Source organism: Lysinibacillus sp. 2017, assembly GCF_003073375.1.
Lineage (GTDB): Bacteria > Bacillota > Bacilli > Bacillales_A > Planococcaceae > Solibacillus.
In genome coordinates, this window is sequence record NZ_CP029002.1 from 2,834,731 (window position 1) to 2,858,786 (window position 24,056).

Sequence of the window (24,056 nt, forward strand, 5' to 3'; positions counted from 1 at the left end):
CTCTTTTTCTTTAAGAAAGGATGAGTCAATGAGACTATGGCACAGCGAGCTAATTCCCTTTTTACCAAAAAGCCAATTACTTGCCCAATGGCGTGAGCTCAATAGTATTTTCAAAAAACAAGACCAGCATATTTTAATTAATTATATTTATGAATATCCGAAAGAAGACTTGTACTGCTATACAGCACTTGTACTTGAAGAAATGCGCAATCGACACATAAACATTCGGACAATCGACAAAATGGAACATTACTTTGAAAATGTACAGCCAAGTTCAATTTACGAACCATTTAAGCAGCATCATGATATACAATATTTGACGATTTGTTATTTTAATTTACTTGAAAAATATATTCGAGGTCAAAAGGATTTCACTTCTGATCAGTTCGAGAATTTAAAACATTTTTATGAAGAAAAAAAGGAGCAGCTGAACTAAATCAGCATGCTCCTTTCATTTAATCTTTTTTATAAGTTTCCCAGAAGTCTGCGTTTTTAATACCGAGCTTTTTCGGATCAAACACTGGGTCTTTTCCTTCTTTTTTCTGCTGTTCATAATCCTTCAGTGCAAGTAATGCTGGTTTCATAATGAATAACATCAATATGACGTTTATCCAAACCGTTAGCCCTAAACCAACGTCACCAAATGCCCAAGCTAAGTCAGACGTTTTTACAGTACCGTAGAATGCTGATACCAGTAATATAATTTTCATTAAGAAAATCCCTATTTTTTCTGCCCCACCCTTAAACAGATACGAAACATTGGTTTCAGCAATGTAGTAGTAAGCCATTAATGTAGTGAAAGCGAATAAGAATAATGATATTGCTACAAACCCTGAACCAAAGTTATTTAACGCTGGGAATGCATTATTAACCGCAGCTTGTGTAAATTGTGTATACGTGATAGACTCATCGAATTTAGCTTCAATTAATGCTCCGTCCTGGCTACCATCATGTACGTTATATGTACCCATGAATAAGATCATCAATGCTGTTGCAGTACATACTAGTAATGTATCAATATATACTGATGCCGCTTGTACTAACCCTTGTTTAGCTGGGTGAGAAACTTCTGCAGCTGCTGCTGGGTGAGCTCCTGTACCTTGACCTGCTTCGTTTGAGTAAATCGCACGTTTTACACCCCAGAAAATGGCGCTACCAATCATACCTCCAAATACTGCATCAGAACTAAATGCACTTCGGAAAATTAAACCAAAAACGTCAGGTACTGCTGAAGCATTCATTAGAATAACTACTAATGCTACTAATAAATACACTAATGCCATAAATGGAACTAAAATTTGAGCAACACTTGCAATACGTTTTACACCACCGAAAATAATAACACCTAATAATAAAGCGGTTACTAATCCTGTAATCCACGGTGCGATACCAAATGCGTTATCTACTGCTCCAGCAATGGCATTTGCTTGTACACCAGGCATTAAAATCGCTACAGATAATATCATCGCAATAGCGAATAAGATTCCTAAAGCTTTAATTCCAGTAGATTTTTCAATATAAAACGCTGGTCCCCCACGATATTGACCGTCTTTCTTTTCTTTGTAGATTTGAGCTAATGTAGACTCCATATAAGCAGTAGAAGCCCCGATGAAAGCTGTGACCCACATCCAGAACACTGCACCTGGACCACCAAATGCGATGGCAGAAGCTGTACCGATGATATTACCAGTACCAACACGACCGGACAACGCGATAGATAGAGCTTGGAATGATGATACACCTGCGTCCGATTTTTTCCCTTTGAACATCAGAACAAACATGTCCTTAATTAATCGGACTTGTGCAAACTTTGTTAGGATTGAGAACAATAAACCAACTACTAAAATTCCGTAAATCATAACTGGGCCCCATAAAATATTATTTGCCCAGCCTACAAAATCATTGATAAATCCCATTAAGCCACCCCTTTGTAAAATTATTGTATTAATTTAAAATTTAGTATATTACAAATATTCGAAAATTTCGATAGATTTTTTCAAAAATAAAAAAAACCTAACAAATTATAATTTTTTGTTAGGTAAAATACTATTCAATTATATAACCTAAATCTCTTAATACATTATTAATAAAGTCGGTTGTATAGCGGAAAACTTCTTCACGTTCCAGTTCAAAATAGAGACTGTGAAGGCAGTTTGCCCACTCTTTATAATGAAATTCTGTCAAAGATTGTTGCAACAGCCACTTTTTAGAAGCTGCAATATCTGTCACTTTATCATTTTCGCCATTCATTAATAACAGCGGAACATCTGGAAATTTGTATTCTGGATCACGTAAAGTTCGCGATATTTGTTGCCAATCACGATACCATTTCACGGTTACCATACTGTTGAGTGGTAAACTTTCTTTTAACTCTATTAATACATCTGTATTTCTAGAGCAATGTTGCAACGTCAATTCATGCTTAATCTTAACATTTGATGTAATCGCACTTAAGCTCGTTAAAGCATTGGACATTTTACCTGGTGTAAGCTTTAAATTTAACCAAGGTGACGTCAAAATAATACCTGCACATTCAATTTTATTTTTTTTAAGTGCCTTCATCGCAATCGTACTACCTAAACCATTTCCGACTATAAACAGCGGTAAATTATATTCAAGTGCTACCTTTAATAGTAGTTTTGTATAAGATACATATTCCTCGAAATCTTCATCATGGTATCTCGCATATTTTGCTTGATCTCCATGTCCCGGTAAATCTCCCATGACAACATGAAAGCCTGCACTTCGAAACTTTTCAATTAACCATGCATACCAACGATGATGTTCATATGCACTATGTAGTATAGCAACTACCGCTTTCGGTTGCCCTTCAGCTTCCCATTTCCACATGATTAAACCTCCTTCATATGAAACTTCTATTCATTATAATCCATCTATTGAAAAAAGAAATGTTATTTGAAAATTTCAATTCATTTGGTACGATACTATTAGATTCAAATACTATTTTATACAAGAAAAGAGGAATTTCGTATGATTTATCCATACAAAGATAAAACTCCATCGATTCATCCTTCTGCTTTTATTGCAGATTATGCAACGATTACAGGTGACGTAACAATCGGTGCCGAAACTACAATTTGGTTCAATACCGTCATACGTGGCGATGTCAACAAAACAATTATTGGTGACCGTGTTAGTGTTCAAGATTTATCTTGTCTCCACCAGAGCCCAGCATTTCCATTAATTATTGAAGACGAAGTAACAATTGGTCATCAAGTAACATTACATAGCTGCACAATAAAGAAACGTGCACTAATTGGCATGGGTTCCATCATTTTAGATGGTGCTGAAATTGGGGAAGGCGCATTTATCGGTGCAGGTAGCCTTGTACCGCCAGGAAAAGTCATTCCTCCAAATATGCTAGCAATGGGACGCCCTGCAAAAGTCGTACGCGAAGTGACAGCGGAAGATCGTGCAGATATGGACCGGATTATTCGTGAATATGTAGAAAAGGGACAATATTATAAATCCTTACAAAAGTAATTGTGAAATAACACTCTTACTAAAAAATGTATTTCTTCCTATTTATATAATGAATTTTTTTCAAGTCAAAAATAAAAAAAGGAGCGGTGTCAACGATATGTCGACCACTGCTCCTTTTCTTTTTTTATTATAGGCCTGCTTTTTCTTTTAAAGCTGCTGCCTTATCTGTATTTTCCCAAGGAACATTTATATCTGTACGACCGAAGTGACCGTATGCAGCTGTTTGTTTGTAAATCGGACGACGCAAGTCAAGCATTTTAATAATCCCTGCTGGACGTAGGTCAAATAATTCACGAACCCACTCAACGATTTTACTTTCAGCAACTTTACCAGTACCGAATGTATCTACAGCAATCGATACGGGTTGAGCTACACCAATTGCATAGGCAAGTTGTACTTCCGCGCGATCTGCTAAGCCAGCTGCTACGATATTTTTTGCAACATAACGAGCTGCATAGGCTGCCGAACGGTCAACTTTTGTTGCATCTTTACCTGAGAATGCACCGCCACCATGACGTGCATAACCACCGTAAGTGTCGACAATAATTTTACGTCCTGTAAGACCTGCATCTCCTTTAGGACCACCGATTACGAAACGACCAGTTGGATTGATGAAGTATTTTGTTGCTTCATCTAAAAGCTCTGCTGGTACAACTTCTGCGATTACGTATTTTTTCATATCCGCTTGAATTTGTTCTAATGTTGCTTCTTCATCGTGTTGTGTTGAAATAACAATTGTATCTACACGTAAAGGAACATTATTTTCACCATACTCGATTGTCACTTGTGTTTTACCATCTGGACGTAAGTAATCTAATGTACCGTTTTTACGCACTTCTGTTAAACGGCGTGCTAATTTGTGTGCTAATGAAATCGGCATTGGCATTAATTCAGGTGTTTCATTACAAGCGTAACCGAACATTAAACCTTGGTCACCTGCTCCAATTGCTTCTAACTCTTCGTCCGTCATTGAACCTTCACGTGCTTCTAATGCTTGGTCAACACCTTGTGCGATATCAGGAGATTGTTCTCCCACCGCTACAAGTACTGCTAAGTTTTCAGCATCAAAGCCGTATTTACCACGTGTGTAGCCAATTTCTGCTACAGTATCACGGATAATTCCTTTCATATCCACATAAGTTGTTGTTGTAATTTCACCAGAAACTAATACTAAGCCTGTTGTTACCGTTGTTTCACAAGCTACACGTGCGTTTGGATCTGCTGCTAAAATGGCATCTAAAATAGCATCTGAAATTTGGTCACAAATTTTATCTGGATGTCCTTCCGTTACACTTTCTGATGTAAACAGTCGACGATTTGTCATGTCATTTCCTCCTAATTCACTTTGGCAATTGTTTTTTGTTTTGATACGGTACTCATTACCCATGTCCGTTTATATAGTAATAGTATAAACGCCAAGCTTTGTTTGCTTTAACACGAGGTTTTGAAAGGCTATAAATTTAACTCTATCTTAAATCTATTCGCGATTTTTAAATCAAAATAAAAAAATCCTTTCACTCATTACCGCGCTCATCACGCGTGAGGAAAGGATTAATATGCTTCGTTACCTTTCACTCTTATCGTTCAAGGGTTATTTTGCCCTTGCATCAGGTTGGCACCAACACGTTAACATAACGCAGGTTGCCGGGTTTCAAAGGGCCTGCCCCTCCACCAGCTCGGGATAAGAGTATCCGTTCATTAAACAATCTTACGTAAAAACGGATTTTATGTCAACCAATTTTGTCTTAATTATTACAGTTAGAAAATCCATTAAAAATAATTCATAATTAGTATAGATTATTAATATCAATGTGTTATACTATTTTTGAATTAACAAACAACTCCCCTACACAAGGGAATACTATAAAAAAGGATGGTATTTAATCGATGAATTCGGTAGAAATTGCTAACGAGCTGAAAGAACTTTTAAACGGGGAAAATATTCAAACACAACTATCAGTTCCACAATTAGTTGAAAAAGCGACATCACGTGGAGAAGCAATGTTAACTGTTGACGGTGCTTTACGTGCTGAAACAGGCAAATATACTGGCCGTTCTCCTAAAGATAAATACATGGTTGAAGAAGACGGTTCTAAAGATAAAATTAACTGGGGTAAAATTAACCGTCCAATCTCATCAGAAGTATTCGACAAATTATATGTAAAAGTCATTAACTACTTAAAAGAGTGCGATGAATTATTCGTGTTCAACGGCTTTGCAGGTGCAGATATAGATTCTCAACTATCAATTAAAGTAATTAACGAATATGCTTGGCATAACCTATTTTGTCATCAATTATTCATCCGTCCAACAGCAGAGGAATTAGCTTCTCATGTAGCTGATTTCACAATCGTTGCTGCTCCAAACTTTAAAGCAAATCCAGAGGTAGATGGTACAGCTTCAGAAACATTTATCATCACTTCTCTTGAAAAGAAAATTATTTTAATCGGTGGTACTGAGTACGCTGGTGAAATGAAAAAATCAATCTTCGGTATTATGAACTATTTATTACCAGAGCAAGGCATCTTCCCAATGCACTGTTCAGCTAACGTTGGCGAAGAAGGCGACGTTTCATTATTCTTCGGTTTATCAGGTACTGGTAAAACAACTTTATCAGCAGATGCTGACCGTAAATTAATTGGGGATGACGAGCACGGTTGGTCTGACAATGGCGTATTCAATATTGAAGGTGGTTGCTATGCAAAAACAATCAACCTTTCAAAAGAAAAAGAACCAGAAATCTACAATGCTATTCGCTTCGGTGCTGTTTTAGAAAACGTTGCAGTAAATCCAGAAACGCGTGTATGTGATTACGATGACGGTTCATTAACTGAAAATACGCGCGTTGCATACCCAATCGATTACATCGATAATATTGTATTACCATCAGTAGCAGGTCACCCAAAAACAATCATTTTCTTAACTGCGGATGCATTTGGTGTATTACCTCCTGTTTCTAAATTAAATAAAGAACAAGCAATGTATCACTTCTTAAGTGGTTTCACTTCTAAATTAGCTGGTACAGAGCGTGGCGTTACGGAGCCAGAACCAGTATTCTCTACATGCTTCGGTTCACCGTTCCTACCACTTCCTGCAACAGTTTATGCTGAGCAATTAGGTAAGAAAATTGACGAGCACGGTTCACAAGTATTCTTAGTAAACACTGGTTGGACTGGTGGCGAATACGGTGTAGGTAGCCGTATGAAACTTTCTTATACTCGTGCAATGGTACGTGCTGCAATCGAAGGTAAATTAAACGACGTTGAAACAACTCAAGATGCTGTATTTGGATTAAATATCCCAGTAGCCATTGAAGGTGTTCCATCTGAAGTATTAAACCCTCGTGATGCATGGGCAGACAAAGCAGCTTACGACAAAAAAGCATCTGAGCTAGCTGGTCTATTTAAAAACAACTTTACGAAATTCGTTAATGTTGACGAAGATATCGTGAAAAAGGGTGGTCCATTAGCTTAATTGCTAATTGGTTGATTCCGACATAATGTTTATTTACTAAACTTCACCATATTTCATATCATACGAAAAGGGATGTAGCGTAAGTCTTCACTTACATTACATCCCTTTTCCATTTATGTTACTGTTGCTTCATCCACTGACATAAGTTATGAACAGTCGCTCGATTTAATTTTGGTGGGTAATGGTGCCTTAACCCAAGTGAAAACCAAGTTTCTACGCGTTTTCCTTCTTCTTTTAAGTATAGCTCTAACTGATATGCATGCTCGATATTGACATGTTGATCTTCCGTCCCGTGAATGATTAGTACTGGGGCATCAATTTGATCAACGTTGAATAAAGGCGTTCGATTATCATAGTTTTCTGGTACTTTATTCGGTGTTCCTCCGACAATTCGCTTTAAACCTCTACGCATATCGACACGTTCCCAATACGTTGCGGTTGCATCTGAAACACCAGCCCATGTCACTATTGATTTAATATCATCACGCAGAATTGCGGTCCATAACACCATTAACCCCCCGCGCGAGAAGCCATATAAATGTATGTTGTCTTGCTTCACAAATTGTTTTAATACATCAACGCCATTACTTGCATCAAATCGGTCATCGCCTGCAAATTCATCCTTGCCTTCCCCGCCGCGATTACCACGGTAATACGGAGCAAATACAACAAAGCCTTGTGCTGCAAACTGTGCAATACGTGCAGGTCGTACCATCCCAATCGATTGCAGTCCTCCTCGTAAATAAAGGAGCCCTTCATAGTTCCCTGACTTCTTAGGACGTGCAAGTAAGCCCTTTACGCGTAATCCTTGCGACCAATAAATCACTTCATCTAAGCGAATATGAGGATTCGGTGACGGGTAATTTCGAATCGAATAGATGTTACCATTTTCATTCATGATTTTTCACTTCCTGTAACATCTTTTTCATCCCCGCATCACGCATATAAAAGCTTAAATTTGGTTGTTGCCAAAGCTCTTCCTCTGTCAACCAGATGACACCTTCTGTTTCATAGTCCCCGACAAACGTTTGAATTTCTTTTACCTTTGCTGTAAAGACTGCCTTACAAAATGGGATTTCATCATACACGATATAATAGGCAAACCATTTCACATCTTCTACAACGACTGTTGTTTCCTCATAAACCTCACGAATAGCCGCTTGTACTAATGTTTCCCCTTCTTCTTGCTTTCCTCCTGGAAACTCAATACCACGATGATGATGAATCGTGCATAGCCACTTGCCGTTATGTTGTACTAGCGCTAATACATGCTTTGGCTCCACTTCAAATGGGCCTTTATCAAATCTTAAATCTACTGTCAAACCGTTTTCATCGATAAAAGTAAACATCGTTTCGCTCAACTCCTACCTCATAGTGTAGCGAACGAATGTCTGACATTCAACTTACAAAGTGGTGTTCAATTTAAAATAAGGTAGCTGTTCAACAAATAGTTTCGTCTCGTCATCACCAAACTCATGAATCAATGCATACACTTTTCGAAGACGATGATCTATCTCATGATTTAACCGGTCCATATGATATGGAATATAAGCCATATGTGCACGGAAGGCATTGGATGCTTCTAATCCATTCATTTGATAAAACAATTTTGAAAACACGCGTGCCTTTACGGGTTCCATCTGCAATACAAATTCATAATTCATGCCTGGTTGAAAATTACATGTATTATTCACCACAGATACATAGACTTTTTGTTTGTCCAAATTTGTTCACCTCCATTTAAAGGATGAACGAATCGAAGTCCTGTTATGCATTGCATAAAACAAAAACGACCCCAGTTACAGGAGTCGTTTTTTAACAATTTATTTACCTAAATATGCATTTAACATCCAAGTATGCTTTTCTAAGCTTTGGTATGTTGCGTTTAATAAATCTTCTGTGCGGTCATCGCCTTCTTCAGCAGCTGTATCCATTGCTTTCTTTAAGGTTTTCATAATCGTTTTAAAGTCAGCAATTGTCGATTCAACCATTTCTTCTGTTGCTTCTCCTCCTGTTGCTTCTTTAATAAGTGAAAGCTCTAAATGCTCTTTTAATGTTGCAACGGGCTTGCCTCCACGAGATAAAATACGTTCTGCCACTTCATCTAAATTTAACGTCACTTCGTTGTATAGCTCTTCAAATTTTGTGTGTAGAGTAAAGAATGAAGGTCCGTTTACATACCAATGGAAATTATGTAACTTTGTATACTGTACTGACCATGTCGCTACTAACTCATTTAATTGATTGTTTAATTCTTTTTTTGCCATTTCAATCACTCCATGTATTTATTTAAAGTTTCAATGGATGTTACATCTTGAAAACTTTATTTCGAATGGTAAATATTATCATTGAATTTTTCCTAACATTATTATGAAATCTGTGTGTGTATAATTATTGAATTTAATTGTTCTAATATCTAGTATTTCCTATTAAGACTAAATCGAAACATAATCGTCATGGAAAAGTTAATTTTCTTGCTAGTATTTATTGTAAAATTAACAGAAGTACTATAGTTAACGGAGGAAATTCTATGTCTATGACCGCAATAGTCATTGTATGTATATGTATTGTCAGCCTTATTACTGGCCTTTTCTTAATAGCTGTCAATTGGGGCTATAAAGTAAAGCATACAATTGATGAAGTAACACATCATTCAGATTCAATAGCAGCTAAAAATGAAAAAGAAACAACTTTAAACGAAAATACAGAGGTGAAAGCATGAGCTTACCAATCGTTCTTATTATTATCGTAACAATCATGGGGATCTTTTCGTTAGCAATTATTTTACTTGCTCGAAAAAACAACGTATCATTAAAGCAAACTATCGACACGAAACCAATTCGTGCGTACAAAAATGGAGAGCAAGAAACTAAATGAAAAAATTATTTATTGGGTTCATTCGGTTATATCAAAAGTACTTATCGCCGATGAAACCACCTTCTTGTCGCTTTCACCCAACCTGTTCAAGTTACGGAATTGAAGCGATTCAAAAACATGGTGCTATCAAGGGTAGTTTAATGACAATCATTCGAATTTTAAAATGTCAGCCACTGCATCCAGGTGGCTTTGATCCTGTACCTGATAAATGGCCTTCGAAAAAAAAATAATTTTCGAAGGTTTTTTATATTGTTTTTTTTTTGTACATCATGTATGATTAAAAATGTTAAAAATATTTAAATCGTAACAATTACTATTTAAGGGGTTCATTATACATGAAAAAACTATTATTCTATGTGACAGTACTCACGCTTTTATTAGCTGCTTGTAGTTCTGACGACGCTTCAAAAGGAAGTAAGACTACTCCAGGAGATTCATCTGACAAACTTTCTATTTATACAACGGTTTATCCATTGCAATATTTTGCAGAGCGTATAGGCGGAGATGCTGTCGAAGTTGCTTCAATTTATCCAGCAGGTGCCAATGAGCATACATTTGAACCAACCCAAAAAGATATGATGTCTTTAGCAGATGCCGATTTATTTTTCTATGTTGGACTAGGTCTTGAAGGCTTCTTAGAAAAATCAAAAAAAACATTAGCTAATGAAGGTGTAAAACTCGTTCCTACAGCTGAGGGTGTAACAGAAGACCAATTGCATATTTCTACAGGTCATACACATGCTGAAGCGACAGAAGAAGACCATGATCATGATCACGACGAAGATACTCACGAAGACCATGCCGATACGGACCAGGATGCACACGTTTGGTTATCACCTATTATTTCACAGCAATTAGCATTATCGATTAAAGATGAATTAGTAAATGCCTTGCCTGAACAAGAAGCAACATTCACTGCAAACTATGACCAACTAGTTGCCGATTTAAACACGCTAAACGCTGATTTTGAAGAAATGGCAAAATCGACGTCTAAGAAAACTTTCTTCGTCTCTCACGCGGCATTTGGCTACATCGCAGGTCACTACGGCTTCACTCAAGTACCCGTTGCAGGTCTAAACTCGCAAAGTGAACCTTCACAAAAAGAATTAACAGCCATTGTGGATTTAGCAAAAAAAGAAAACATCGAATACATGTTCTTCGAGCAAAATGTTTCATCAAGTTTAACAGAGATTATTCAAAAAGAAATTGGTGCCAAACCATTAATTTTGCATAACTTAAGTGTTCTTACGAAAGAAGACATCGCGAATAATGAAGATTACTTTACGTTAATGCGTAAAAATATAGATGTATTAAAACAAGCTTTATCAAACTAAAAAAATGCCCTTTTGGTCACTTTATCGTGAACAAGAGGGCATTTTTTAATGTTTCGCTACAAAAGATCATTTGTTTTTAGTGAACTGCTGCTGTGTAATTGATACTGATTTTAATGTCTTTAAATTCAACCGGTACGTTTTTTGCCTTTTTCATGAATGTAGTATAAATCGTTAGAAAAGTCCTAATTAACTTCTTACCTAATTGTCGACTATTTGTATTAAGTTTCTTCTGACTAGCTTGTTAGACCCATTTCTAGGGAGTAAATTTACGAAATGTATTTTTTGGGGTATTTTATAGTTAGCAAGGTTTATTTTGCAGAAGCTTACTAACTCTTGCTCTGAAATATTCTCCTTTTTGACAACAAATGCAATCGGTACCTGTCCCCACTTCTCGTCATTCATCCCACATACGCCTGCTTCTTTAACTGCTGGATGTGATAAAAGTACGCTCTCAATCTCTGCTGGATAAATATTTTCGCCACCAGAAATAATTAAATCCGAGCGGCGATCAACAACATACAAATAACCCTCTTTATCTAAATAGCCAAGGTCACCGGTATACAACCAACCGTCCTTCGTCGTTTCTTTGTTCTTAAATTTCCCTATATAACGCGGGGTTACATGAGGACCACGGACTAAAATTTCACCGATCTTTTTATTTTCTTTCGTTTCAATACGAATTTGATTGAAAAATAACGGTTTCCCCGCAGAACCAAGATGTGTTAATGCATCTTCATTTGATAGCGTTGCTGTTTGTGAAGCTGTTTCAGTCATACCGTACGTTTGGGCAACTGGTAATTTCAAAGCAATCGCTCGTTTCAAATAATCCATAGGGACTGGTCCGCCTCCTGCAAGCATCGTAGTGAAATTTGGATGCGCGGTCATATGCTCCTTTTCCATGACGGAAATGATATTTTCCAACGTAACTGAAACAACTGACATTTTGGTCACCGCGCCCGTGCTAATTTCTTGTGCACATCGGAACGCATCGAATTTTTCATATAAACGTATTTTCATTCCATATAATAAGGAACGCACAACAATCGAAAAACCACTTATATGAAAAATCGGTACCGTACAAAGCCAAACATCATGTTCTGAAATACCTAGATTCAATGCGGAACTAATGCCACTTGAGCTATGATTACCTACTGTTTGACATACACCTTTTGGAAATCCTGTCGTCCCAGACGTATACATTATCGTTAACGCAAAATCATCATTCCATTCACAAGCAATGTCAAATGGTTTTGGTTCCATTTCATTTAATTGAGAAAATGATAGGATACGTGCATCTTCTTGTAACTTTGAACACTCACCATCTGCTACTAAAATCATATCCACTTCAGCATCGTCTATTTGATAGGCTAACTCTTGTTTAGAAAGTCTGCCATTTAGCATCACCATTTCACATTGTGCCTGCATACAGCCATATATCACGTGAATAAGCTGAGGTGTTGACGGTGATAAAATTGCAACTCGTTTTCCATTAGTTAATCCACAAGCATTTAGTTTGTATGCCAAAGGTACAGATAGGTCGTGTAGTTGTTGAAATGTCCATTGCTCTTCATTAAAGCTAAATGCAATTCGATTCGGCGTTAAATTCGCACGTTGTTTTACCCAGTTTGGTTGCATAGAAATCCCTCCTCGTATACTTATTATCCACTAAAAAAGAGCACACATAAAGTATGCTCTTTCCGTATGAAATCATCTAAAATCAAGGGAAACGTGGGAATTGACCGAAGTCAGGTTGACGTTTCTCTTTGAATGCATCGCGACCTTCTTTTGCTTCATCAGTTGTGTAGTAAAGAAGTGTAGCATCACCAGCAAGCTGTTGAATACCCGCTAAACCGTCTGTATCTGCGTTCATAGCAGCTTTTAAGAAACGAAGTGCAGTTGGTGATTTAGTAAGCATTTCTTCACACCATTTAACTGTTTCATCTTCTAATTGATCTAAAGGTACAACTGTGTTTACTAAGCCCATATCAAGCGCTTCTTGTGCGTCGTATTGACGGCATAAGTACCAGATTTCACGCGCCTTTTTGTGACCTACGATACGTGCTAAATAGCCAGAGCCGTAACCAGCGTCGAATGAGCCAACGTTTGGTCCAGTTTGACCGAATCGCGCGTTTTCTGCAGCGATTGTTAAATCACATACTACGTGTAATACGTGTCCACCACCGATTGCATAACCTGCAACCATTGCTACTACTGGTTTTGGAATTTTACGGATTAAAGTTTGTAAATCTAATACGTTTAAGCGAGGGATGTTATCATCACCTACATAACCGCCGTTACCGCGAACTTTTTGGTCGCCGCCTGAGCAGAATGCAAGATCTCCTTCACCTGTCAAAATAATTGTACCAATACGCGCATCATCACGTGCACGTGTGAAAGCGTCAATCATTTCCGCTGTTGTTTTTGGACGGAATGCGTTACGTACTTCTGGACGGTTGATCGTAATTTTTGCGATACCGTTATAGAATTCGTATTTAATGTCTTCATACGTATGTAATGAAGTCCATAGACGTTGTTTTGTCATCGAGTTATCCCCCTAATTAATTATGAAATCGATTCCTTTACTATTGTAGCAAACTTTGTCGGATTTTCCACATGAATTGCATGACCAACTGCTGGAATTATGACGTGTTTTGATTGAGGAAGCAATTTGACCATCTGTTCATTTAATTTAATGAATTTTTCATCAAGCGCTCCCGTAATTAATGTTACGGGCATATTAAGTGAAGCAAGTGCCTCCCATAATGATGGCATCACACCTGTGCCCATACCGCGCAAACTATTCGCTAAACCAATTGCTCGTTGTGCTAGACGTTCCTCACGAATTTCCTGTTTCACTTGTTGTGGCAGCTGCTTTTGAGTTGCAAAAAGCGGAATGTTTTCCCACTTTTCTACAAATGAATGTATCCCGCTTTGCATGATTTTTTCAGCTAATACTTCATCCGCACGTTTCCTTGCGCTTCGTTCTTCGTCTAACGCTAAACCAGGGGACGCACTCTCTAATAGTAGTTGCTCGATTCGATGTGGGTAACGTACCGTATAGCTAAGTGCCACACGTCCCCCCATTGAATAGCCTAGTAAATAAAATTTTTCTAGTTGCAGATGTTGAAACAGTGCTTCTAACCCTTTAATTTGCATTTGCATTGAATACTTTTCAACCTCTTCAGGTGCAGTACTCTGTCCATGTCCAATTAGATCCACGGCAATAATTCGAAATTCAGTAGGTAATTGTTTTACTACATGCTGCCAAGTTTTCGTACTCCCTGTAAAGCCGTGAAATAACACGAGCGTTTTTTGCGCCGCTTCATTCCACTGCTCAACAAAAAACTCAGTGTCATTTAATACATATCGAGCCATTGCTCTAACACCTCTTGAATACGTGTCCATAACGCTTGGTGCTCACGTACATTGTCCTCACGGTTCGTAAATACTTCGATTAATTTTACATCAGCATGTTTTGAAGCTTGTAATGCTGAACTAAATTCTTCTGATGAAGTAGCCGTCGCATAATCCATGTCATACATGCTCGCAAGCTTTTCAAATGTTAAAGCTGTTGGTGTACCAAATAAATCCTCATAATGTGCTTCAATTTTTGATTGTGGTAAATAAGAGAAAATACCACCACCGTCATTATTCATCACGACAATCGTTAAATTACAAGTTTGATAACGCGTGGCAATAAAAGCATTCGCGTCATGTAAAAATGCTAAATCACCAATAAATAAATACGTTTTACGTGTTTTACGTCCCTGACTAAATCCAAGTGCTGTCGAAGTCACACCATCAATCCCATTTGCTCCACGATTGGCGAATACTTGTACATTCTTATTCGTCGTAGTTAAAAATGTATCAATATCGCGAATTGGCATACTACTGCTGACAAAAATATCTGAGCCTTCTGGTAGGCTAGCTAGCATTGCTTGCACCATCGCGCCCTCATCAGATGCGTGTTCTGCATATTTTTCAATTTCATTAATCGCTAATAAGTCCGCCATCTTCCAAAACTCAACATATGCCATTTCAGCAACAGTATGCTCGATTTTTATATCACTTAACCAAGCACCTGGTAATGCATGAATAAAATGCGTCGAGACATGCGTTGAATCTCGGAACATTGGATCTTCATCAATAATCATATAATTTTGAGGTTTAGATTGTGTAATAAATTGCATTAAAAATTTCGAAACTGGCTGTGCGCCGAAGCGAATAACTGTTTGTGGTCGCACATTGCGTTTAAAGCGTTCGTTTTTCATTAGTGCATCATATGTAGTAATCGCAAGTGCTTGGCAGTCTTCTGGTACTTCTGTTCGTAAATTAGATAGGCTTTCCATCATCACAGGCCATTTCACTTCACGAATGAAATCCCATAAATGCTCGGTATTTGTACCAAGTGGTAGCTCCCCAACAACAATAATACCGTTTTTTGTGTGCTCAATGATTTCTTTTAATTCCATCATAGCTTGTTTTGAAGGAACTAATTCGTTCATATAGCTCTTCACAAAATGTGCCTTCGGTAATTGTTCATTAAAATCAATTAATAATGGTTCACGGAATGGAATATTTAAGTGAACTGGTCCAAATGGTGCTGTCGTTGCGATATTTACCGCGCGTACAGTATGGTGTTCAATGTATGGCAATGTTTGCAGTGCATCATCAGGAATCGGAAACTCTGCTGACCATTTGACATTTTCTCCATATAAACGTACTTGGTTGATCGTTTGTGGTGCGCCGACTTCACGTAGTTCATGTGGGCGATCCGCAGTTAGTACGATTAGTGGTACACGCGCATATTTTGCTTCAACAATCGCTGGAAAATAATTCGCTGCAGCTGTTCCAGACGTACAAAGTAATACGACTGGTTTTGCTGTTGATTTCGCTAAGCCTAAAGCATAAAAGGCAGCCGCACGCTCATCTACTTGACGATGCATCGCCAATTCTTTTGTAGAAGCGAAGGCATACGCAAGTGGTGTAGAACGTGAGCCAGGACTGACAACCACATTTTGGACGCCTGACTGGACAAGAGTAGACACAATTTTATAAACATAATTCGTTAAAATTCCACGTTCATTCATGTAGTTGTCCTCCTAAAGCTCGTAACATCGGTCTAAATTTCACAAGTGTTTCTTCATACTCAGATTGTGCTTCAGAATCCGCAACAATTCCTCCGCCAGCATATAAATAGGCTTTATCTTGAACAAGTGCAGCCGAACGAATTGCCACTGCAAATTCACCATTACCATCTGCATCTAACCAACCAATTGGCGCAGCATAAAGCCCACGATTCATCGGTTCATACGTACGAATCATTTCTAGTGCTTGCTCACGTGGTACACCCCCAAGTGCAGGTGTTGGATGTAAATGTTTTACAAGCTGTAAAATCGTTGCTTCTTCATTTAATTGCCCTTCAACAGGCGTATATAAATGTTGAATGTCACGTATTTTCAATAACTTCGGTCCATTTGGTACGATGACTTGTGAGCAGTTTTTCTCAAATGTTTCTGTAATCATTTCTACAACATAATGATGTTCTCCACGATTTTTCATATCATTTAATAGGCTTTGTCCTAATTGATTGTCCTCTTCAGCTGTTTTTCCGCGTTTGATAGAACCTGCAACACATGAAGAATAGGCATGTCCATTATCTACTTTTACTAAACGTTCTGGTGAAGCACCATAAAAGAGCATATCGTTATGCTCTAAGCCAAATAAATAGCTTTCTGGTTGTTCATGGACAACATGCGATAAAATTTGAGGTGATGTAATCGTTTCCTCAAACTGCAATGCTAAAGAACGCGCAATGACTACCTTCTGTGCCTCATTGGCTTTGATTAAGCCCGTTACTTGATCAATTGATTGTAAATAGGCTTCTTTATGAGGTTCCATATAGCTGTTCATGACCGGCTTTGTATACGTTTTCAATTCTTTTACTTGAGCAGCATGTATTAACGCATCACGCTCTTTACGTAACACTTCAAATGCCTCTGTACTATTCGCTTTATCGGTAATGAAGTTTATCGTCACAAATGCTTGATCATTTCGAATCACTAGTTGATAAGTTGCTACTGTAAAATAACTTTGTGGGAAATTCGCCCATTCACCTGTTACTTCATTTTGCGGATCAAATGTAAACCCACCAAATAAAATCGGTTGTAAATGCTGGTCTTCCTGTACGATTTGACTCGTTAATTTTTTCCACTCTGCTTCGACAGCATCAAAGCGGTTGTTATGTTCATTATTTTCAATTGTATACGCATGACCTAAACCAACTAATGTAAAAGTTTTTTCTCGGTTTTGCCAATAGTTACGTTTTCCTTTATAGTTCGCTTCACCTGCAGCAAAAAATGCTAACGCCGATAAACGACTTACTTCGATCGTTTCCATATAAAAAATCTGCTTTGAATTTGAGCCTACTTCGATCTCAGTGGCGTTGTACCACTTGTGTTGCATGAAAATTCCCTCCGTCATGTTGCAAATTCACTAAGTATGTTGCATGTATCACGTTTTTGACGTGCTTATTTAATTTAATTATTTGCTTACTTATTTATTTTCGTTCTATAAATAATGCCTTTCCCATCATACCATTTTTCAAGCAAACGTTACATGTATTCACGCTTCACTCTGTTCATTTTGTTTCATTTACTTTCCTATAGTTTAGATATTATTTTTAGTTAGGAGTGTTATTTATAACAAAAGTCATTGAAGCGGACACAAGCTTAATGTAGGGTGGCATTTAACACGTACTCTCATTTTGAACTATTTTTCGCCATGATACAGTCACGCGCAATCTTCAGCTTCCTTTTAGCAGTTTGTTTATTAATTTCATATTTTATTAAATAGAAAAAGCTGTACATACTAACCAATTCGTTAGTACGTACAGCTTTTCAAATTTCTACATCTTCCGCATGCTCTATGCAAGTAAGCGTAGTAGGAACTGCTTCTAACCGTTCAAACGGAATTTCTTTTCCGCATTCTGTGCATTTACCATATGTCTCTTCATCTATAGCCCTAAGTGCCGTTTGTATTTTTTCCATCTCTTCTTCTTTTAATTCATCAAGTGCAATTTCCGTAGTAACTGTCGTTAAATCAGTCGCCACATCTGCTGGGTGATTGTCTACTGAAGTTAATTCTGATTCCTCAGCAATTGGCTCTTCATTGATATGTTCTGATAAAGTTGCTAATTCATCTTTCAATGCAGTCCGTAACTTTTGAAGTTTCTTTTTTTCCATATAACGTCCCCCTTATGAACTTATTAATTTATTTCCTTTTTCGCATTTTTTAAACATGAATCATTCATCCCAACCTTAAAGCGCACTATATGCCATAATCGCATCATGTAAAAATAACGTTGCCCCATTACCAACTCGACTATTGTAATAAGTGATAAAGCGCTCATCATTAATATACATTTGTGCTAAACCTACATGCGCTTCCTTTGTATACTTCGTCCAATAAAAGCTCAGCCAACGTTTATGAAGTTCCACTACTTCCATTGATATTTCGGACTGAGCATCTCCTTGTACCATCGCTTCTTTTAAACGTTCAAATAACTGGCTTTCAAGTTGTTGTGCTGCCTCGTATTGCCCTTCAGTCATAGTTTTCATCTTTCCATAACTAGCTAATACTTCTTCTTCTCCATACTTTTCACGAATTTCTTGAGCAAATTTTTGCTCGTTATCATTGATTAATTGCTCTTTGAACTTTTCAAATTTTTGTTCATTTGTCATAGTTATTTCCCCTTCCATAGATTGAATTGTTCTTTCAATCGTGTCGATTAGGTCATCTAAATAATTTCTCTTTTTCTGGAGTAGCTTTTGTTGCTCTTGTAATGCAACTTTTACGTCAAAGCGTGAATCATCAAGCAACATTTTTATTTCCTCTAGTTTAAAATCAAGCTCTCGATAAAATAATATTTGCTGCAAACGATCAATATCTTCCTGACTATAATAACGATAACCATTCTCCCAGACTTTAGATGGCTTTAACAATCCAATTTCATCATAATAACGAAGTGTACGTGCAGTTACTCCCGAAAGCTTTACTAATTCATTAATTAGCATGTCATCACCTCTTTGAATTACAATAAAGGATAACGTAACGTAAAGGTCAATCGATATAACTCAAAAAAATTTAAACTTTTAATTATACGAAAAAACGCTAGATACAATTTTGTATCTAGCGTTTTTTCTATTATGACCCGTACGAGAATCGAACTCGTGTTACCGCCGTGAAAGGGCGGTGTCTTAACCGCTTGACCAACGGGCCAATGGCGGAGAAGGAGGGATTCGAACCCTCGCACCGCTTACGCGATCTACACCCTTAGCAGGGGCGCCCCTTGAGCCGCTTGGGTACTTCCCCACTTTACATAAAAATGGCTCCGAAGGCAGGACTCGAACCTGCGACCTGCCGGTTAACAGCCGGATGCTCTACCAACTGAGCTACTTCGGAATAATACTATGGTGGGCCTAAATGGACTCGAACCATCGACCTCACGCTTATCAGGCGTGCGCTCTAACCAGCTGAGCTATAGGCCCTATTTTGGAGCGGGTGATGAGAATCGAACTCACGACATCAGCTTGGAAGGCTGAGGTTTTACCATTAAACTACACCCGCATATGGTGGGTTTGGACGGAATCGAACCGCCGACACTTAGAGCTTCAATCTAATGCTCTACCAACTGAGCTACAAACCCACAAATGGCGGTCCCGACCGGGATCGAACCGGCGATCTCCTGCGTGACAGGCAGGCATGTTAACCGCTACACCACGGGACCATTTGGTTGCGGGGACAGGACTTGAACCTGTGACCTTCGGGTTATGAGCCCGACGAGCTACCACTGCTCCACCCCGCGACAATACTATTTAGTTGAGTCTTTCAGACACCATGCTTTTTTTTAAAATGGAGGAGGTAGAGGGATTCGAACCCCCGCGCGGTTTAACCCGCCTGTTAGTTTTCAAGACTAATCCCTTCAGCCAGACTTGGGTATACCTCCGAAATATTATATATTGTTTTACTGGTGGACCTTACAGGACTCGAACCTGTGACCGGACGGTTATGAGCCGTCTGCTCTAACCAACTGAGCTAAAGGTCCTTTAAGATGGCGGCAGAGGGAGTCGAACCCACGACCTTTCGGGTATGAACCGAGTGCTCTAGCCAACTGAGCTACACCGCCAGGATCTTTATTTGGTTACTTTATGGTGGAGCCTAGCGGGATCGAACCGCTGACCTCCTGCGTGCAAGGCAGGCGCTCTCCCAGCTGAGCTAAGGCCCCATTAATAGTGGTCGGAATGACAGGATTCGAACCTACGACCCCTTGGTCCCAAACCAAGTGCTCTACCAAGCTGAGCTACATTCCGAAAAAAATGGTGCGCTCGACAGGACTTGAACCTACAACCTTCTGATTCGTAGTCAGATGCTCTATCCAATTGAGCTACGAGCGCTAAATTATTTTGTTTAAAGTAAAAATGGTGCCGAGGGCCGGAATCGAACCGGCACGGTGATCACTCACCGCAGGATTTTAAGTCCTGTGCGTCTGCCAGTTCCGCCACCCCGGCATTTTTTTTGGAGCGGAAGACGAGGTTCGAACTCGCGACCCCCACCTTGGCAAGGTGGTGTTCTACCACTGAACTACTTCCGCAAAATGCATAAGATATTTTTATTCTGACAGTTATGAAATTAAATGGTGCGGGTGAAGGGAGTCGAACCCCCACGCCTTGCGGCGCTAGATCCTAAGTCTAGTGCGTCTGCCAATTCCGCCACACCCGCAGCAGACATATTATAAAACTGGTGTGCCATGAAGGACTCGAACCTTCGACCCTCTGATTAAAAGTCAGATGCTCTACCAACTGAGCTAATGGCACTCTATAATGGTGCCGGCGAAAGGAGTCGAACCCTCGACCTACTGATTACAAGTCAGTTGCTCTACCAACTGAGCTACACCGGCACTATAGAAATGGTGGAGGATGACGGGCTCGAACCGCCGACCCCCTGCTTGTAAGGCAGGTGCTCTCCCAGCTGAGCTAATCCTCCATGGGATATGTTGAAGTTACATTATTATAACCGCATGTCCTTTCTCTTAAGGACAAGATTTATAATAACAGTTTTTTTAAGATGGTGCAATAGTTTTTAAAAACTTTTTAGAAAAACTTTTATTATTTTCTATCGTTGCCATTAACTAGCTCCGTCTCCTAATGAAAACGATTTCTTGGCATAACGAAAGTTTAATATGTACGCAGTATTTTTTCAATAGTTGTTTTGTGCTTTTTAAAAATAATTATTTAAAATGCTGTTAATGTGTTACAAAAACGTTTAAATAATAAATAATTATCAATTTTCTAAAAAATACTCTCCATTCATTTTAACTATAATTCTTGTTCTTAATACAAACAATTATATCCAAAAATATATACTCTCTTTTCTTTTTGAACTATTTATTATGTTAAAATATTTGGCATAATACAAATAGCCAATTACTACAGATAAAATTAATTTTGGTTCTTTTAGAACACGGCCAACGTAAATTGAAAATGCTACTCGAGTAACTGTTGCATTTCCCAGTTCTATCTTTTCAACTAATCGATTAAATCTATAAGTTATTTCAGAAAAATTATTTTCTTCAACTTCCTCTTAGAAAAATCATTGATAACCTGAAAACTTTTGACCCTCTAATTTTTAACATTTTTCTAAAGACTATCTACTTGTAAGTCTCCCAATAAAAATTTGTCATATAAAGGCGTTATCTTCTCATTTAACTTACGCATAACAAAAGTATTTCTCATATCTTCTATGCGTTCAGCTGCCAGTTCCTCACACTTATCACCACACAATAATGCGCATATATAGGAATATCTATACCTATTAGAAAAATATAATATTTGTAAGACTAACCCAACAAATATTACAGAACCAAATAGTTCAAAAAAACTTTTAATTATACGAAAAAGCGCTAGATACAATTTTGTATCTAGCGCTTTTTCTATTATGACCCGTACGAGAATCGAACTCGTGTTACCGCCGTGAAAGGGCGGTGTCTTAACCGCTTGACCAACGGGCCAATGGCGGAGAAGGAGGGATTCGAACCCTCGCACCGCTTACGCGATCTACACCCTTAGCAGGGGCGCCCCTTGAGCCGCTTGGGTACTTCCCCACTTTACATAAAAATGGCTCCGAAGGCAGGACTCGAACCTGCGACCTGCCGGTTAACAGCCGGATGCTCTACCAACTGAGCTACTTCGGAATAATACTATGGTGGGCCTAAATGGACTCGAACCATCGACCTCACGCTTATCAGGCGTGCGCTCTAACCAGCTGAGCTATAGGCCCTATTTTGGAGCGGGTGATGAGAATCGAACTCACGACATCAGCTTGGAAGGCTGAGGTTTTACCATTAAACTACACCCGCATATGGTGGGTTTGGACGGAATCGAACCGCCGACACTTAGAGCTTCAATCTAATGCTCTACCAACTGAGCTACAAACCCACAAATGGCGGTCCCGACCGGGATCGAACCGGCGATCTCCTGCGTGACAGGCAGGCATGTTAACCGCTACACCACGGGACCATTTGGTTGCGGGGACAGGACTTGAACCTGTGACCTTCGGGTTATGAGCCCGACGAGCTACCACTGCTCCACCCCGCGACAATACTATTTAGTTGAGTCTTTCAGACACCATGCTTTTTTTAAAAATGGAGGAGGTAGAGGGATTCGAACCCCCGCGCGGTTTAACCCGCCTGTTAGTTTTCAAGACTAATCCCTTCAGCCAGACTTGGGTATACCTCCGAAATATTATATATTGTTTTACTGGTGGACCTTACAGGACTCGAACCTGTGACCGGACGGTTATGAGCCGTCTGCTCTAACCAACTGAGCTAAAGGTCCTTTAAGATGGCGGCAGAGGGAGTCGAACCCACGACCTTTCGGGTATGAACCGAGTGCTCTAGCCAACTGAGCTACACCGCCAGGATCTTTATTTGGTTACTTTATGGTGGAGCCTAGCGGGATCGAACCGCTGACCTCCTGCGTGCAAGGCAGGCGCTCTCCCAGCTGAGCTAAGGCCCCATTAATAGTGGTCGGAATGACAGGATTCGAACCTACGACCCCTTGGTCCCAAACCAAGTGCTCTACCAAGCTGAGCTACATTCCGAAAAAATGGTGCGCTCGACAGGACTTGAACCTACAACCTTCTGATTCGTAGTCAGATGCTCTATCCAATTGAGCTACGAGCGCTAAATTATTTTGTTTAAAGTAAAAATGGTGCCGAGGGCCGGAATCGAACCGGCACGGTGATCACTCACCGCAGGATTTTAAGTCCTGTGCGTCTGCCAGTTCCGCCACCCCGGCATTTTTTTGGAGCGGAAGACGAGGTTCGAACTCGCGACCCCCACCTTGGCAAGGTGGTGTTCTACCACTGAACTACTTCCGCAAAATGCATAAGATATTTTTATTCTGACAGTTATGAAATTAAAAACTGGTGTGCCATGAAGGACTCGAACCTTCGACCCTCTGATTAAAAGTCAGATGCTCTACCAACTGAGCTAATGGCACTCTATAATGGTGCCGGCGAAAGGAGTCGAACCCTCGACCTACTGATTACAAGTCAGTTGCTCTACCAACTGAGCTACACCGGCACTATAGAAATGGTGGAGGATGACGGGCTCGAACCGCCGACCCCCTGCTTGTAAGGCAGGTGCTCTCCCAGCTGAGCTAATCCTCCATATATTCTAGCGAAGCGACGTCCTACTCTCACAGGGGGAAACCCCCAACTACCATCGGCGCTAAAGAGCTTAACTTCTGTGTTCGGTATGGGAACAGGTGTGACCTCTTTGCCATCATCACTTCACTATGACATGGA

The 24,056-nt window shown here is 39.2% G+C and carries 21 protein-coding genes, 39 tRNA genes, 1 rRNA gene and 1 riboswitch; of the genes, 7 read left to right on the top strand and 54 right to left on the bottom strand.

Annotated features, from left to right (window positions below):
• The first annotated feature begins 28 nt into the window (after positions 1–28).
• Complete coding sequence (locus DCE79_RS13750) at positions 29–436, top strand: pyrimidine dimer DNA glycosylase/endonuclease V (protein ID WP_108713608.1); 408 nt, start codon at positions 29–31, stop codon at positions 434–436.
• 19 nt (positions 437–455) lie between these two features.
• Here the strand turns inward: DCE79_RS13750 and DCE79_RS13755 are convergent, their stop codons facing one another.
• Both DCE79_RS13755 and DCE79_RS13760 read right to left on the bottom strand, forming a co-directional pair.
• Complete coding sequence (locus DCE79_RS13755) at positions 456–1,907, bottom strand: alanine/glycine:cation symporter family protein (RefSeq protein ID WP_369916817.1); 1,452 nt, start codon at positions 1,905–1,907, stop codon at positions 456–458.
• A gap of 139 nt (positions 1,908–2,046) precedes the next feature.
• Positions 2,047–2,850 carry an alpha/beta hydrolase gene (locus DCE79_RS13760; RefSeq protein ID WP_108713610.1) on the bottom strand — a complete coding sequence of 268 codons (804 nt, stop codon included), beginning with the start codon at positions 2,848–2,850 and terminating at the stop codon, positions 2,047–2,049.
• A gap of 141 nt (positions 2,851–2,991) precedes the next feature.
• Between DCE79_RS13760 and DCE79_RS13765 the strand changes: the two genes are divergently transcribed.
• Positions 2,992–3,504: a gamma carbonic anhydrase gene (locus tag DCE79_RS13765; RefSeq protein WP_108713611.1), complete on the top strand. Its 513-nt coding sequence runs from the start codon at positions 2,992–2,994 to the stop codon at positions 3,502–3,504.
• A 127-nt stretch (positions 3,505–3,631) separates the two neighbouring features.
• On the opposite strand, the gene metK is transcribed toward DCE79_RS13765, so the two are convergent.
• Positions 3,632–4,828, bottom strand: coding sequence for a methionine adenosyltransferase (gene metK, locus DCE79_RS13770; RefSeq protein ID WP_108713612.1), 1,197 nt, complete (start codon positions 4,826–4,828; stop codon positions 3,632–3,634).
• Positions 4,829–5,078: 250 nt separating this feature from the next.
• Positions 5,079–5,192: riboswitch (SAM riboswitch) on the bottom strand.
• Between the two features lie 199 nt (positions 5,193–5,391).
• Here metK and pckA point away from each other — a divergent pair.
• A complete protein-coding gene (gene pckA, locus DCE79_RS13775) occupies positions 5,392–6,978 on the top strand; it encodes a phosphoenolpyruvate carboxykinase (ATP) (RefSeq protein ID WP_108713613.1) in 1,587 nt (528 codons plus the stop codon).
• Positions 6,979–7,096: 118 nt separating this feature from the next.
• Here the strand turns inward: pckA and DCE79_RS13780 are convergent, their stop codons facing one another.
• The 4 genes from DCE79_RS13780 to DCE79_RS13795 form a co-directional block, all read right to left on the bottom strand.
• Complete coding sequence (locus tag DCE79_RS13780) at positions 7,097–7,876, bottom strand: alpha/beta hydrolase family protein (RefSeq protein WP_108713614.1); 780 nt, start codon at positions 7,874–7,876, stop codon at positions 7,097–7,099.
• Positions 7,869–8,327, bottom strand: coding sequence for an NUDIX hydrolase (locus tag DCE79_RS13785; protein WP_108713615.1), 459 nt, complete (start codon positions 8,325–8,327; stop codon positions 7,869–7,871). The genes DCE79_RS13780 and DCE79_RS13785 overlap by 8 nt, the downstream gene beginning before the upstream one ends.
• 54 nt (positions 8,328–8,381) lie before the next feature.
• A complete protein-coding gene (locus DCE79_RS13790) occupies positions 8,382–8,642 on the bottom strand; it encodes a transposase (protein WP_369916818.1) in 261 nt (86 codons plus the stop codon).
• Positions 8,643–8,801: 159 nt separating this feature from the next.
• Positions 8,802–9,245, bottom strand: coding sequence for a Dps family protein (locus DCE79_RS13795; RefSeq protein ID WP_108713617.1), 444 nt, complete (start codon positions 9,243–9,245; stop codon positions 8,802–8,804).
• Between the two features lie 263 nt (positions 9,246–9,508).
• On the opposite strand from DCE79_RS13795, the gene ytzI reads away from it, so the two are divergent.
• The 4 genes from ytzI to DCE79_RS13810 all read left to right on the top strand — a co-directional run bounded on the left by ytzI (position 9,509) and on the right by DCE79_RS13810 (position 11,189).
• Entirely contained in the window at positions 9,509–9,700 is a 192-nt protein-coding gene (gene ytzI / locus DCE79_RS13800) for a YtzI protein (protein WP_108713618.1), read from the top strand.
• The gene (locus tag DCE79_RS18655; RefSeq protein ID WP_168214690.1) at positions 9,697–9,855 is read left to right on the top strand and encodes a hypothetical protein; all 159 of its coding nucleotides are present in this window, start codon (positions 9,697–9,699) and stop codon (positions 9,853–9,855) included. The genes ytzI and DCE79_RS18655 overlap by 4 nt, the downstream gene beginning before the upstream one ends.
• Positions 9,852–10,085, top strand: coding sequence for a membrane protein insertion efficiency factor YidD (gene yidD / locus DCE79_RS13805; RefSeq protein WP_108713619.1), 234 nt, complete (start codon positions 9,852–9,854; stop codon positions 10,083–10,085). The genes DCE79_RS18655 and yidD overlap by 4 nt, the downstream gene beginning before the upstream one ends.
• Positions 10,086–10,190: 105 nt before the next feature.
• The gene (locus tag DCE79_RS13810) at positions 10,191–11,189 is read left to right on the top strand and encodes a metal ABC transporter solute-binding protein, Zn/Mn family (RefSeq protein WP_108713620.1); all 999 of its coding nucleotides are present in this window, start codon (positions 10,191–10,193) and stop codon (positions 11,187–11,189) included.
• Between the two features lie 198 nt (positions 11,190–11,387).
• Here DCE79_RS13810 and DCE79_RS13815 read toward each other — a convergent pair whose 3' ends face one another.
• The 47 genes from DCE79_RS13815 to rrf all read right to left on the bottom strand — a co-directional run bounded on the left by DCE79_RS13815 (position 11,388) and on the right by rrf (position 24,044).
• The gene (locus tag DCE79_RS13815) at positions 11,388–12,824 is read right to left on the bottom strand and encodes an o-succinylbenzoate--CoA ligase (RefSeq protein ID WP_108713621.1); all 1,437 of its coding nucleotides are present in this window, start codon (positions 12,822–12,824) and stop codon (positions 11,388–11,390) included.
• 82 nt (positions 12,825–12,906) lie between these two features.
• The gene (menB, locus tag DCE79_RS13820; protein WP_108713622.1) at positions 12,907–13,731 is read right to left on the bottom strand and encodes a 1,4-dihydroxy-2-naphthoyl-CoA synthase; all 825 of its coding nucleotides are present in this window, start codon (positions 13,729–13,731) and stop codon (positions 12,907–12,909) included.
• Between the two features lie 20 nt (positions 13,732–13,751).
• Positions 13,752–14,564 (bottom strand): 2-succinyl-6-hydroxy-2,4-cyclohexadiene-1-carboxylate synthase, encoded by an 813-nt coding sequence (gene menH / locus DCE79_RS13825; protein WP_108713623.1) that lies wholly within the window; start codon positions 14,562–14,564, stop codon positions 13,752–13,754.
• Positions 14,546–16,279 carry a 2-succinyl-5-enolpyruvyl-6-hydroxy-3-cyclohexene-1-carboxylic-acid synthase gene (menD, locus tag DCE79_RS13830; RefSeq protein ID WP_108713624.1) on the bottom strand — a complete coding sequence of 578 codons (1,734 nt, stop codon included), beginning with the start codon at positions 16,277–16,279 and terminating at the stop codon, positions 14,546–14,548. The genes menH and menD overlap by 19 nt, the downstream gene beginning before the upstream one ends.
• A complete protein-coding gene (locus DCE79_RS13835; protein ID WP_108713625.1) occupies positions 16,272–17,654 on the bottom strand; it encodes an isochorismate synthase in 1,383 nt (460 codons plus the stop codon). The genes menD and DCE79_RS13835 overlap by 8 nt, the downstream gene beginning before the upstream one ends.
• 434 nt (positions 17,655–18,088) lie before the next feature.
• Complete coding sequence (locus DCE79_RS13840; RefSeq protein WP_108713626.1) at positions 18,089–18,433, bottom strand: TraR/DksA C4-type zinc finger protein; 345 nt, start codon at positions 18,431–18,433, stop codon at positions 18,089–18,091.
• A 75-nt stretch (positions 18,434–18,508) separates the two neighbouring features.
• Complete coding sequence (locus DCE79_RS13845; RefSeq protein ID WP_108713627.1) at positions 18,509–19,264, bottom strand: MerR family transcriptional regulator; 756 nt, start codon at positions 19,262–19,264, stop codon at positions 18,509–18,511.
• 133 nt (positions 19,265–19,397) lie between these two features.
• Positions 19,398–19,469, bottom strand: a tRNA-Glu gene (locus DCE79_RS13850).
• A gap of 2 nt (positions 19,470–19,471) precedes the next feature.
• Positions 19,472–19,562, bottom strand: a tRNA-Ser gene (locus DCE79_RS13855).
• A gap of 14 nt (positions 19,563–19,576) precedes the next feature.
• Positions 19,577–19,652 (bottom strand) — tRNA-Asn (locus tag DCE79_RS13860).
• Between the two features lie 9 nt (positions 19,653–19,661).
• Positions 19,662–19,738 (bottom strand) — tRNA-Ile (locus DCE79_RS13865).
• 5 nt (positions 19,739–19,743) lie between these two features.
• A tRNA-Gly gene (locus DCE79_RS13870) sits at positions 19,744–19,817 on the bottom strand.
• A gap of 3 nt (positions 19,818–19,820) precedes the next feature.
• Positions 19,821–19,896 (bottom strand) — tRNA-Phe (locus tag DCE79_RS13875).
• Between the two features lie 5 nt (positions 19,897–19,901).
• Positions 19,902–19,977 (bottom strand) — tRNA-Asp (locus tag DCE79_RS13880).
• Between the two features lie 3 nt (positions 19,978–19,980).
• Positions 19,981–20,055 (bottom strand) — tRNA-Met (locus DCE79_RS13885).
• Positions 20,056–20,103: 48 nt separating this feature from the next.
• Positions 20,104–20,196: transfer RNA gene (locus DCE79_RS13890), tRNA-Ser, on the bottom strand.
• 22 nt (positions 20,197–20,218) lie between these two features.
• Positions 20,219–20,295 (bottom strand) — tRNA-Ile (locus tag DCE79_RS13895).
• A 7-nt stretch (positions 20,296–20,302) separates the two neighbouring features.
• Positions 20,303–20,376, bottom strand: a tRNA-Met gene (locus DCE79_RS13900).
• A gap of 23 nt (positions 20,377–20,399) precedes the next feature.
• Positions 20,400–20,475 (bottom strand) — tRNA-Ala (locus DCE79_RS13905).
• An 8-nt stretch (positions 20,476–20,483) separates the two neighbouring features.
• A tRNA-Pro gene (locus tag DCE79_RS13910) sits at positions 20,484–20,560 on the bottom strand.
• 7 nt (positions 20,561–20,567) lie between these two features.
• Positions 20,568–20,644, bottom strand: a tRNA-Arg gene (locus tag DCE79_RS13915).
• 25 nt (positions 20,645–20,669) lie between these two features.
• A tRNA-Leu gene (locus tag DCE79_RS13920) sits at positions 20,670–20,758 on the bottom strand.
• 8 nt (positions 20,759–20,766) lie between these two features.
• Positions 20,767–20,841: transfer RNA gene (locus tag DCE79_RS13925), tRNA-Gly, on the bottom strand.
• A gap of 43 nt (positions 20,842–20,884) precedes the next feature.
• Positions 20,885–20,969, bottom strand: a tRNA-Leu gene (locus DCE79_RS13930).
• Positions 20,970–20,988: 19 nt separating this feature from the next.
• Positions 20,989–21,064, bottom strand: a tRNA-Lys gene (locus DCE79_RS13935).
• 7 nt (positions 21,065–21,071) lie between these two features.
• Positions 21,072–21,147, bottom strand: a tRNA-Thr gene (locus tag DCE79_RS13940).
• A gap of 10 nt (positions 21,148–21,157) precedes the next feature.
• Positions 21,158–21,233 (bottom strand) — tRNA-Val (locus tag DCE79_RS13945).
• Between the two features lie 952 nt (positions 21,234–22,185).
• Positions 22,186–22,257 (bottom strand) — tRNA-Glu (locus tag DCE79_RS13950).
• A 2-nt stretch (positions 22,258–22,259) separates the two neighbouring features.
• Positions 22,260–22,350, bottom strand: a tRNA-Ser gene (locus DCE79_RS13955).
• A 14-nt stretch (positions 22,351–22,364) separates the two neighbouring features.
• Positions 22,365–22,440, bottom strand: a tRNA-Asn gene (locus tag DCE79_RS13960).
• A gap of 9 nt (positions 22,441–22,449) precedes the next feature.
• Positions 22,450–22,526 (bottom strand) — tRNA-Ile (locus DCE79_RS13965).
• A 5-nt stretch (positions 22,527–22,531) separates the two neighbouring features.
• Positions 22,532–22,605 (bottom strand) — tRNA-Gly (locus DCE79_RS13970).
• A gap of 3 nt (positions 22,606–22,608) precedes the next feature.
• Positions 22,609–22,684 (bottom strand) — tRNA-Phe (locus DCE79_RS13975).
• Between the two features lie 5 nt (positions 22,685–22,689).
• A tRNA-Asp gene (locus tag DCE79_RS13980) sits at positions 22,690–22,765 on the bottom strand.
• 3 nt (positions 22,766–22,768) lie between these two features.
• Positions 22,769–22,843, bottom strand: a tRNA-Met gene (locus DCE79_RS13985).
• 48 nt (positions 22,844–22,891) lie between these two features.
• A tRNA-Ser gene (locus DCE79_RS13990) sits at positions 22,892–22,984 on the bottom strand.
• Positions 22,985–23,006: 22 nt separating this feature from the next.
• Positions 23,007–23,083, bottom strand: a tRNA-Ile gene (locus DCE79_RS13995).
• A gap of 7 nt (positions 23,084–23,090) precedes the next feature.
• Positions 23,091–23,164 (bottom strand) — tRNA-Met (locus DCE79_RS14000).
• 23 nt (positions 23,165–23,187) lie between these two features.
• Positions 23,188–23,263 (bottom strand) — tRNA-Ala (locus tag DCE79_RS14005).
• An 8-nt stretch (positions 23,264–23,271) separates the two neighbouring features.
• A tRNA-Pro gene (locus DCE79_RS14010) sits at positions 23,272–23,348 on the bottom strand.
• A gap of 6 nt (positions 23,349–23,354) precedes the next feature.
• Positions 23,355–23,431: transfer RNA gene (locus DCE79_RS14015), tRNA-Arg, on the bottom strand.
• Between the two features lie 25 nt (positions 23,432–23,456).
• Positions 23,457–23,545: transfer RNA gene (locus DCE79_RS14020), tRNA-Leu, on the bottom strand.
• Between the two features lie 7 nt (positions 23,546–23,552).
• A tRNA-Gly gene (locus DCE79_RS14025) sits at positions 23,553–23,627 on the bottom strand.
• Positions 23,628–23,673: 46 nt separating this feature from the next.
• Positions 23,674–23,749, bottom strand: a tRNA-Lys gene (locus DCE79_RS14030).
• A 7-nt stretch (positions 23,750–23,756) separates the two neighbouring features.
• A tRNA-Thr gene (locus DCE79_RS14035) sits at positions 23,757–23,832 on the bottom strand.
• A 10-nt stretch (positions 23,833–23,842) separates the two neighbouring features.
• Positions 23,843–23,918 (bottom strand) — tRNA-Val (locus tag DCE79_RS14040).
• 10 nt (positions 23,919–23,928) lie between these two features.
• Positions 23,929–24,044 (bottom strand): 5S ribosomal RNA (rrf, locus tag DCE79_RS14045).
• Positions 24,045–24,056: the final 12 nt, after the last annotated feature.

Coding starts and splice junctions, on each gene's coding strand:
- DCE79_RS13750 (WP_108713608.1), top strand. CDS start 29: ATGAGACTATGGCACAGCGAGCTAATTCCCTTTTTACCAAAAAGCCAA.
- menB (WP_108713622.1), bottom strand. CDS start 13,731: ATGACAAAACAACGTCTATGGACTTCATTACATACGTATGAAGACATT.
- DCE79_RS13845 (WP_108713627.1), bottom strand. CDS start 19,264: ATGCTAATTAATGAATTAGTAAAGCTTTCGGGAGTAACTGCACGTACA.
- DCE79_RS18655 (WP_168214690.1), top strand. CDS start 9,697: ATGAGCTTACCAATCGTTCTTATTATTATCGTAACAATCATGGGGATC.
- metK (WP_108713612.1), bottom strand. CDS start 4,828: ATGACAAATCGTCGACTGTTTACATCAGAAAGTGTAACGGAAGGACAT.
- DCE79_RS13835 (WP_108713625.1), bottom strand. CDS start 17,654: ATGCAACACAAGTGGTACAACGCCACTGAGATCGAAGTAGGCTCAAAT.
- DCE79_RS13790 (WP_369916818.1), bottom strand. CDS start 8,642: ATGAATTATGAATTTGTATTGCAGATGGAACCCGTAAAGGCACGCGTG.
- DCE79_RS13785 (WP_108713615.1), bottom strand. CDS start 8,327: ATGTTTACTTTTATCGATGAAAACGGTTTGACAGTAGATTTAAGATTT.
- DCE79_RS13795 (WP_108713617.1), bottom strand. CDS start 9,245: ATGGCAAAAAAAGAATTAAACAATCAATTAAATGAGTTAGTAGCGACA.
- DCE79_RS13760 (WP_108713610.1), bottom strand. CDS start 2,850: ATGTGGAAATGGGAAGCTGAAGGGCAACCGAAAGCGGTAGTTGCTATA.
- DCE79_RS13765 (WP_108713611.1), top strand. CDS start 2,992: ATGATTTATCCATACAAAGATAAAACTCCATCGATTCATCCTTCTGCT.
- menH (WP_108713623.1), bottom strand. CDS start 14,564: ATGGCTCGATATGTATTAAATGACACTGAGTTTTTTGTTGAGCAGTGG.
- yidD (WP_108713619.1), top strand. CDS start 9,852: ATGAAAAAATTATTTATTGGGTTCATTCGGTTATATCAAAAGTACTTA.
- DCE79_RS13780 (WP_108713614.1), bottom strand. CDS start 7,876: ATGAATGAAAATGGTAACATCTATTCGATTCGAAATTACCCGTCACCG.
- menD (WP_108713624.1), bottom strand. CDS start 16,279: ATGAATGAACGTGGAATTTTAACGAATTATGTTTATAAAATTGTGTCT.
- ytzI (WP_108713618.1), top strand. CDS start 9,509: ATGTCTATGACCGCAATAGTCATTGTATGTATATGTATTGTCAGCCTT.
- pckA (WP_108713613.1), top strand. CDS start 5,392: ATGAATTCGGTAGAAATTGCTAACGAGCTGAAAGAACTTTTAAACGGG.
- DCE79_RS13815 (WP_108713621.1), bottom strand. CDS start 12,824: ATGCAACCAAACTGGGTAAAACAACGTGCGAATTTAACGCCGAATCGA.
- DCE79_RS13840 (WP_108713626.1), bottom strand. CDS start 18,433: ATGGAAAAAAAGAAACTTCAAAAGTTACGGACTGCATTGAAAGATGAA.
- DCE79_RS13810 (WP_108713620.1), top strand. CDS start 10,191: ATGAAAAAACTATTATTCTATGTGACAGTACTCACGCTTTTATTAGCT.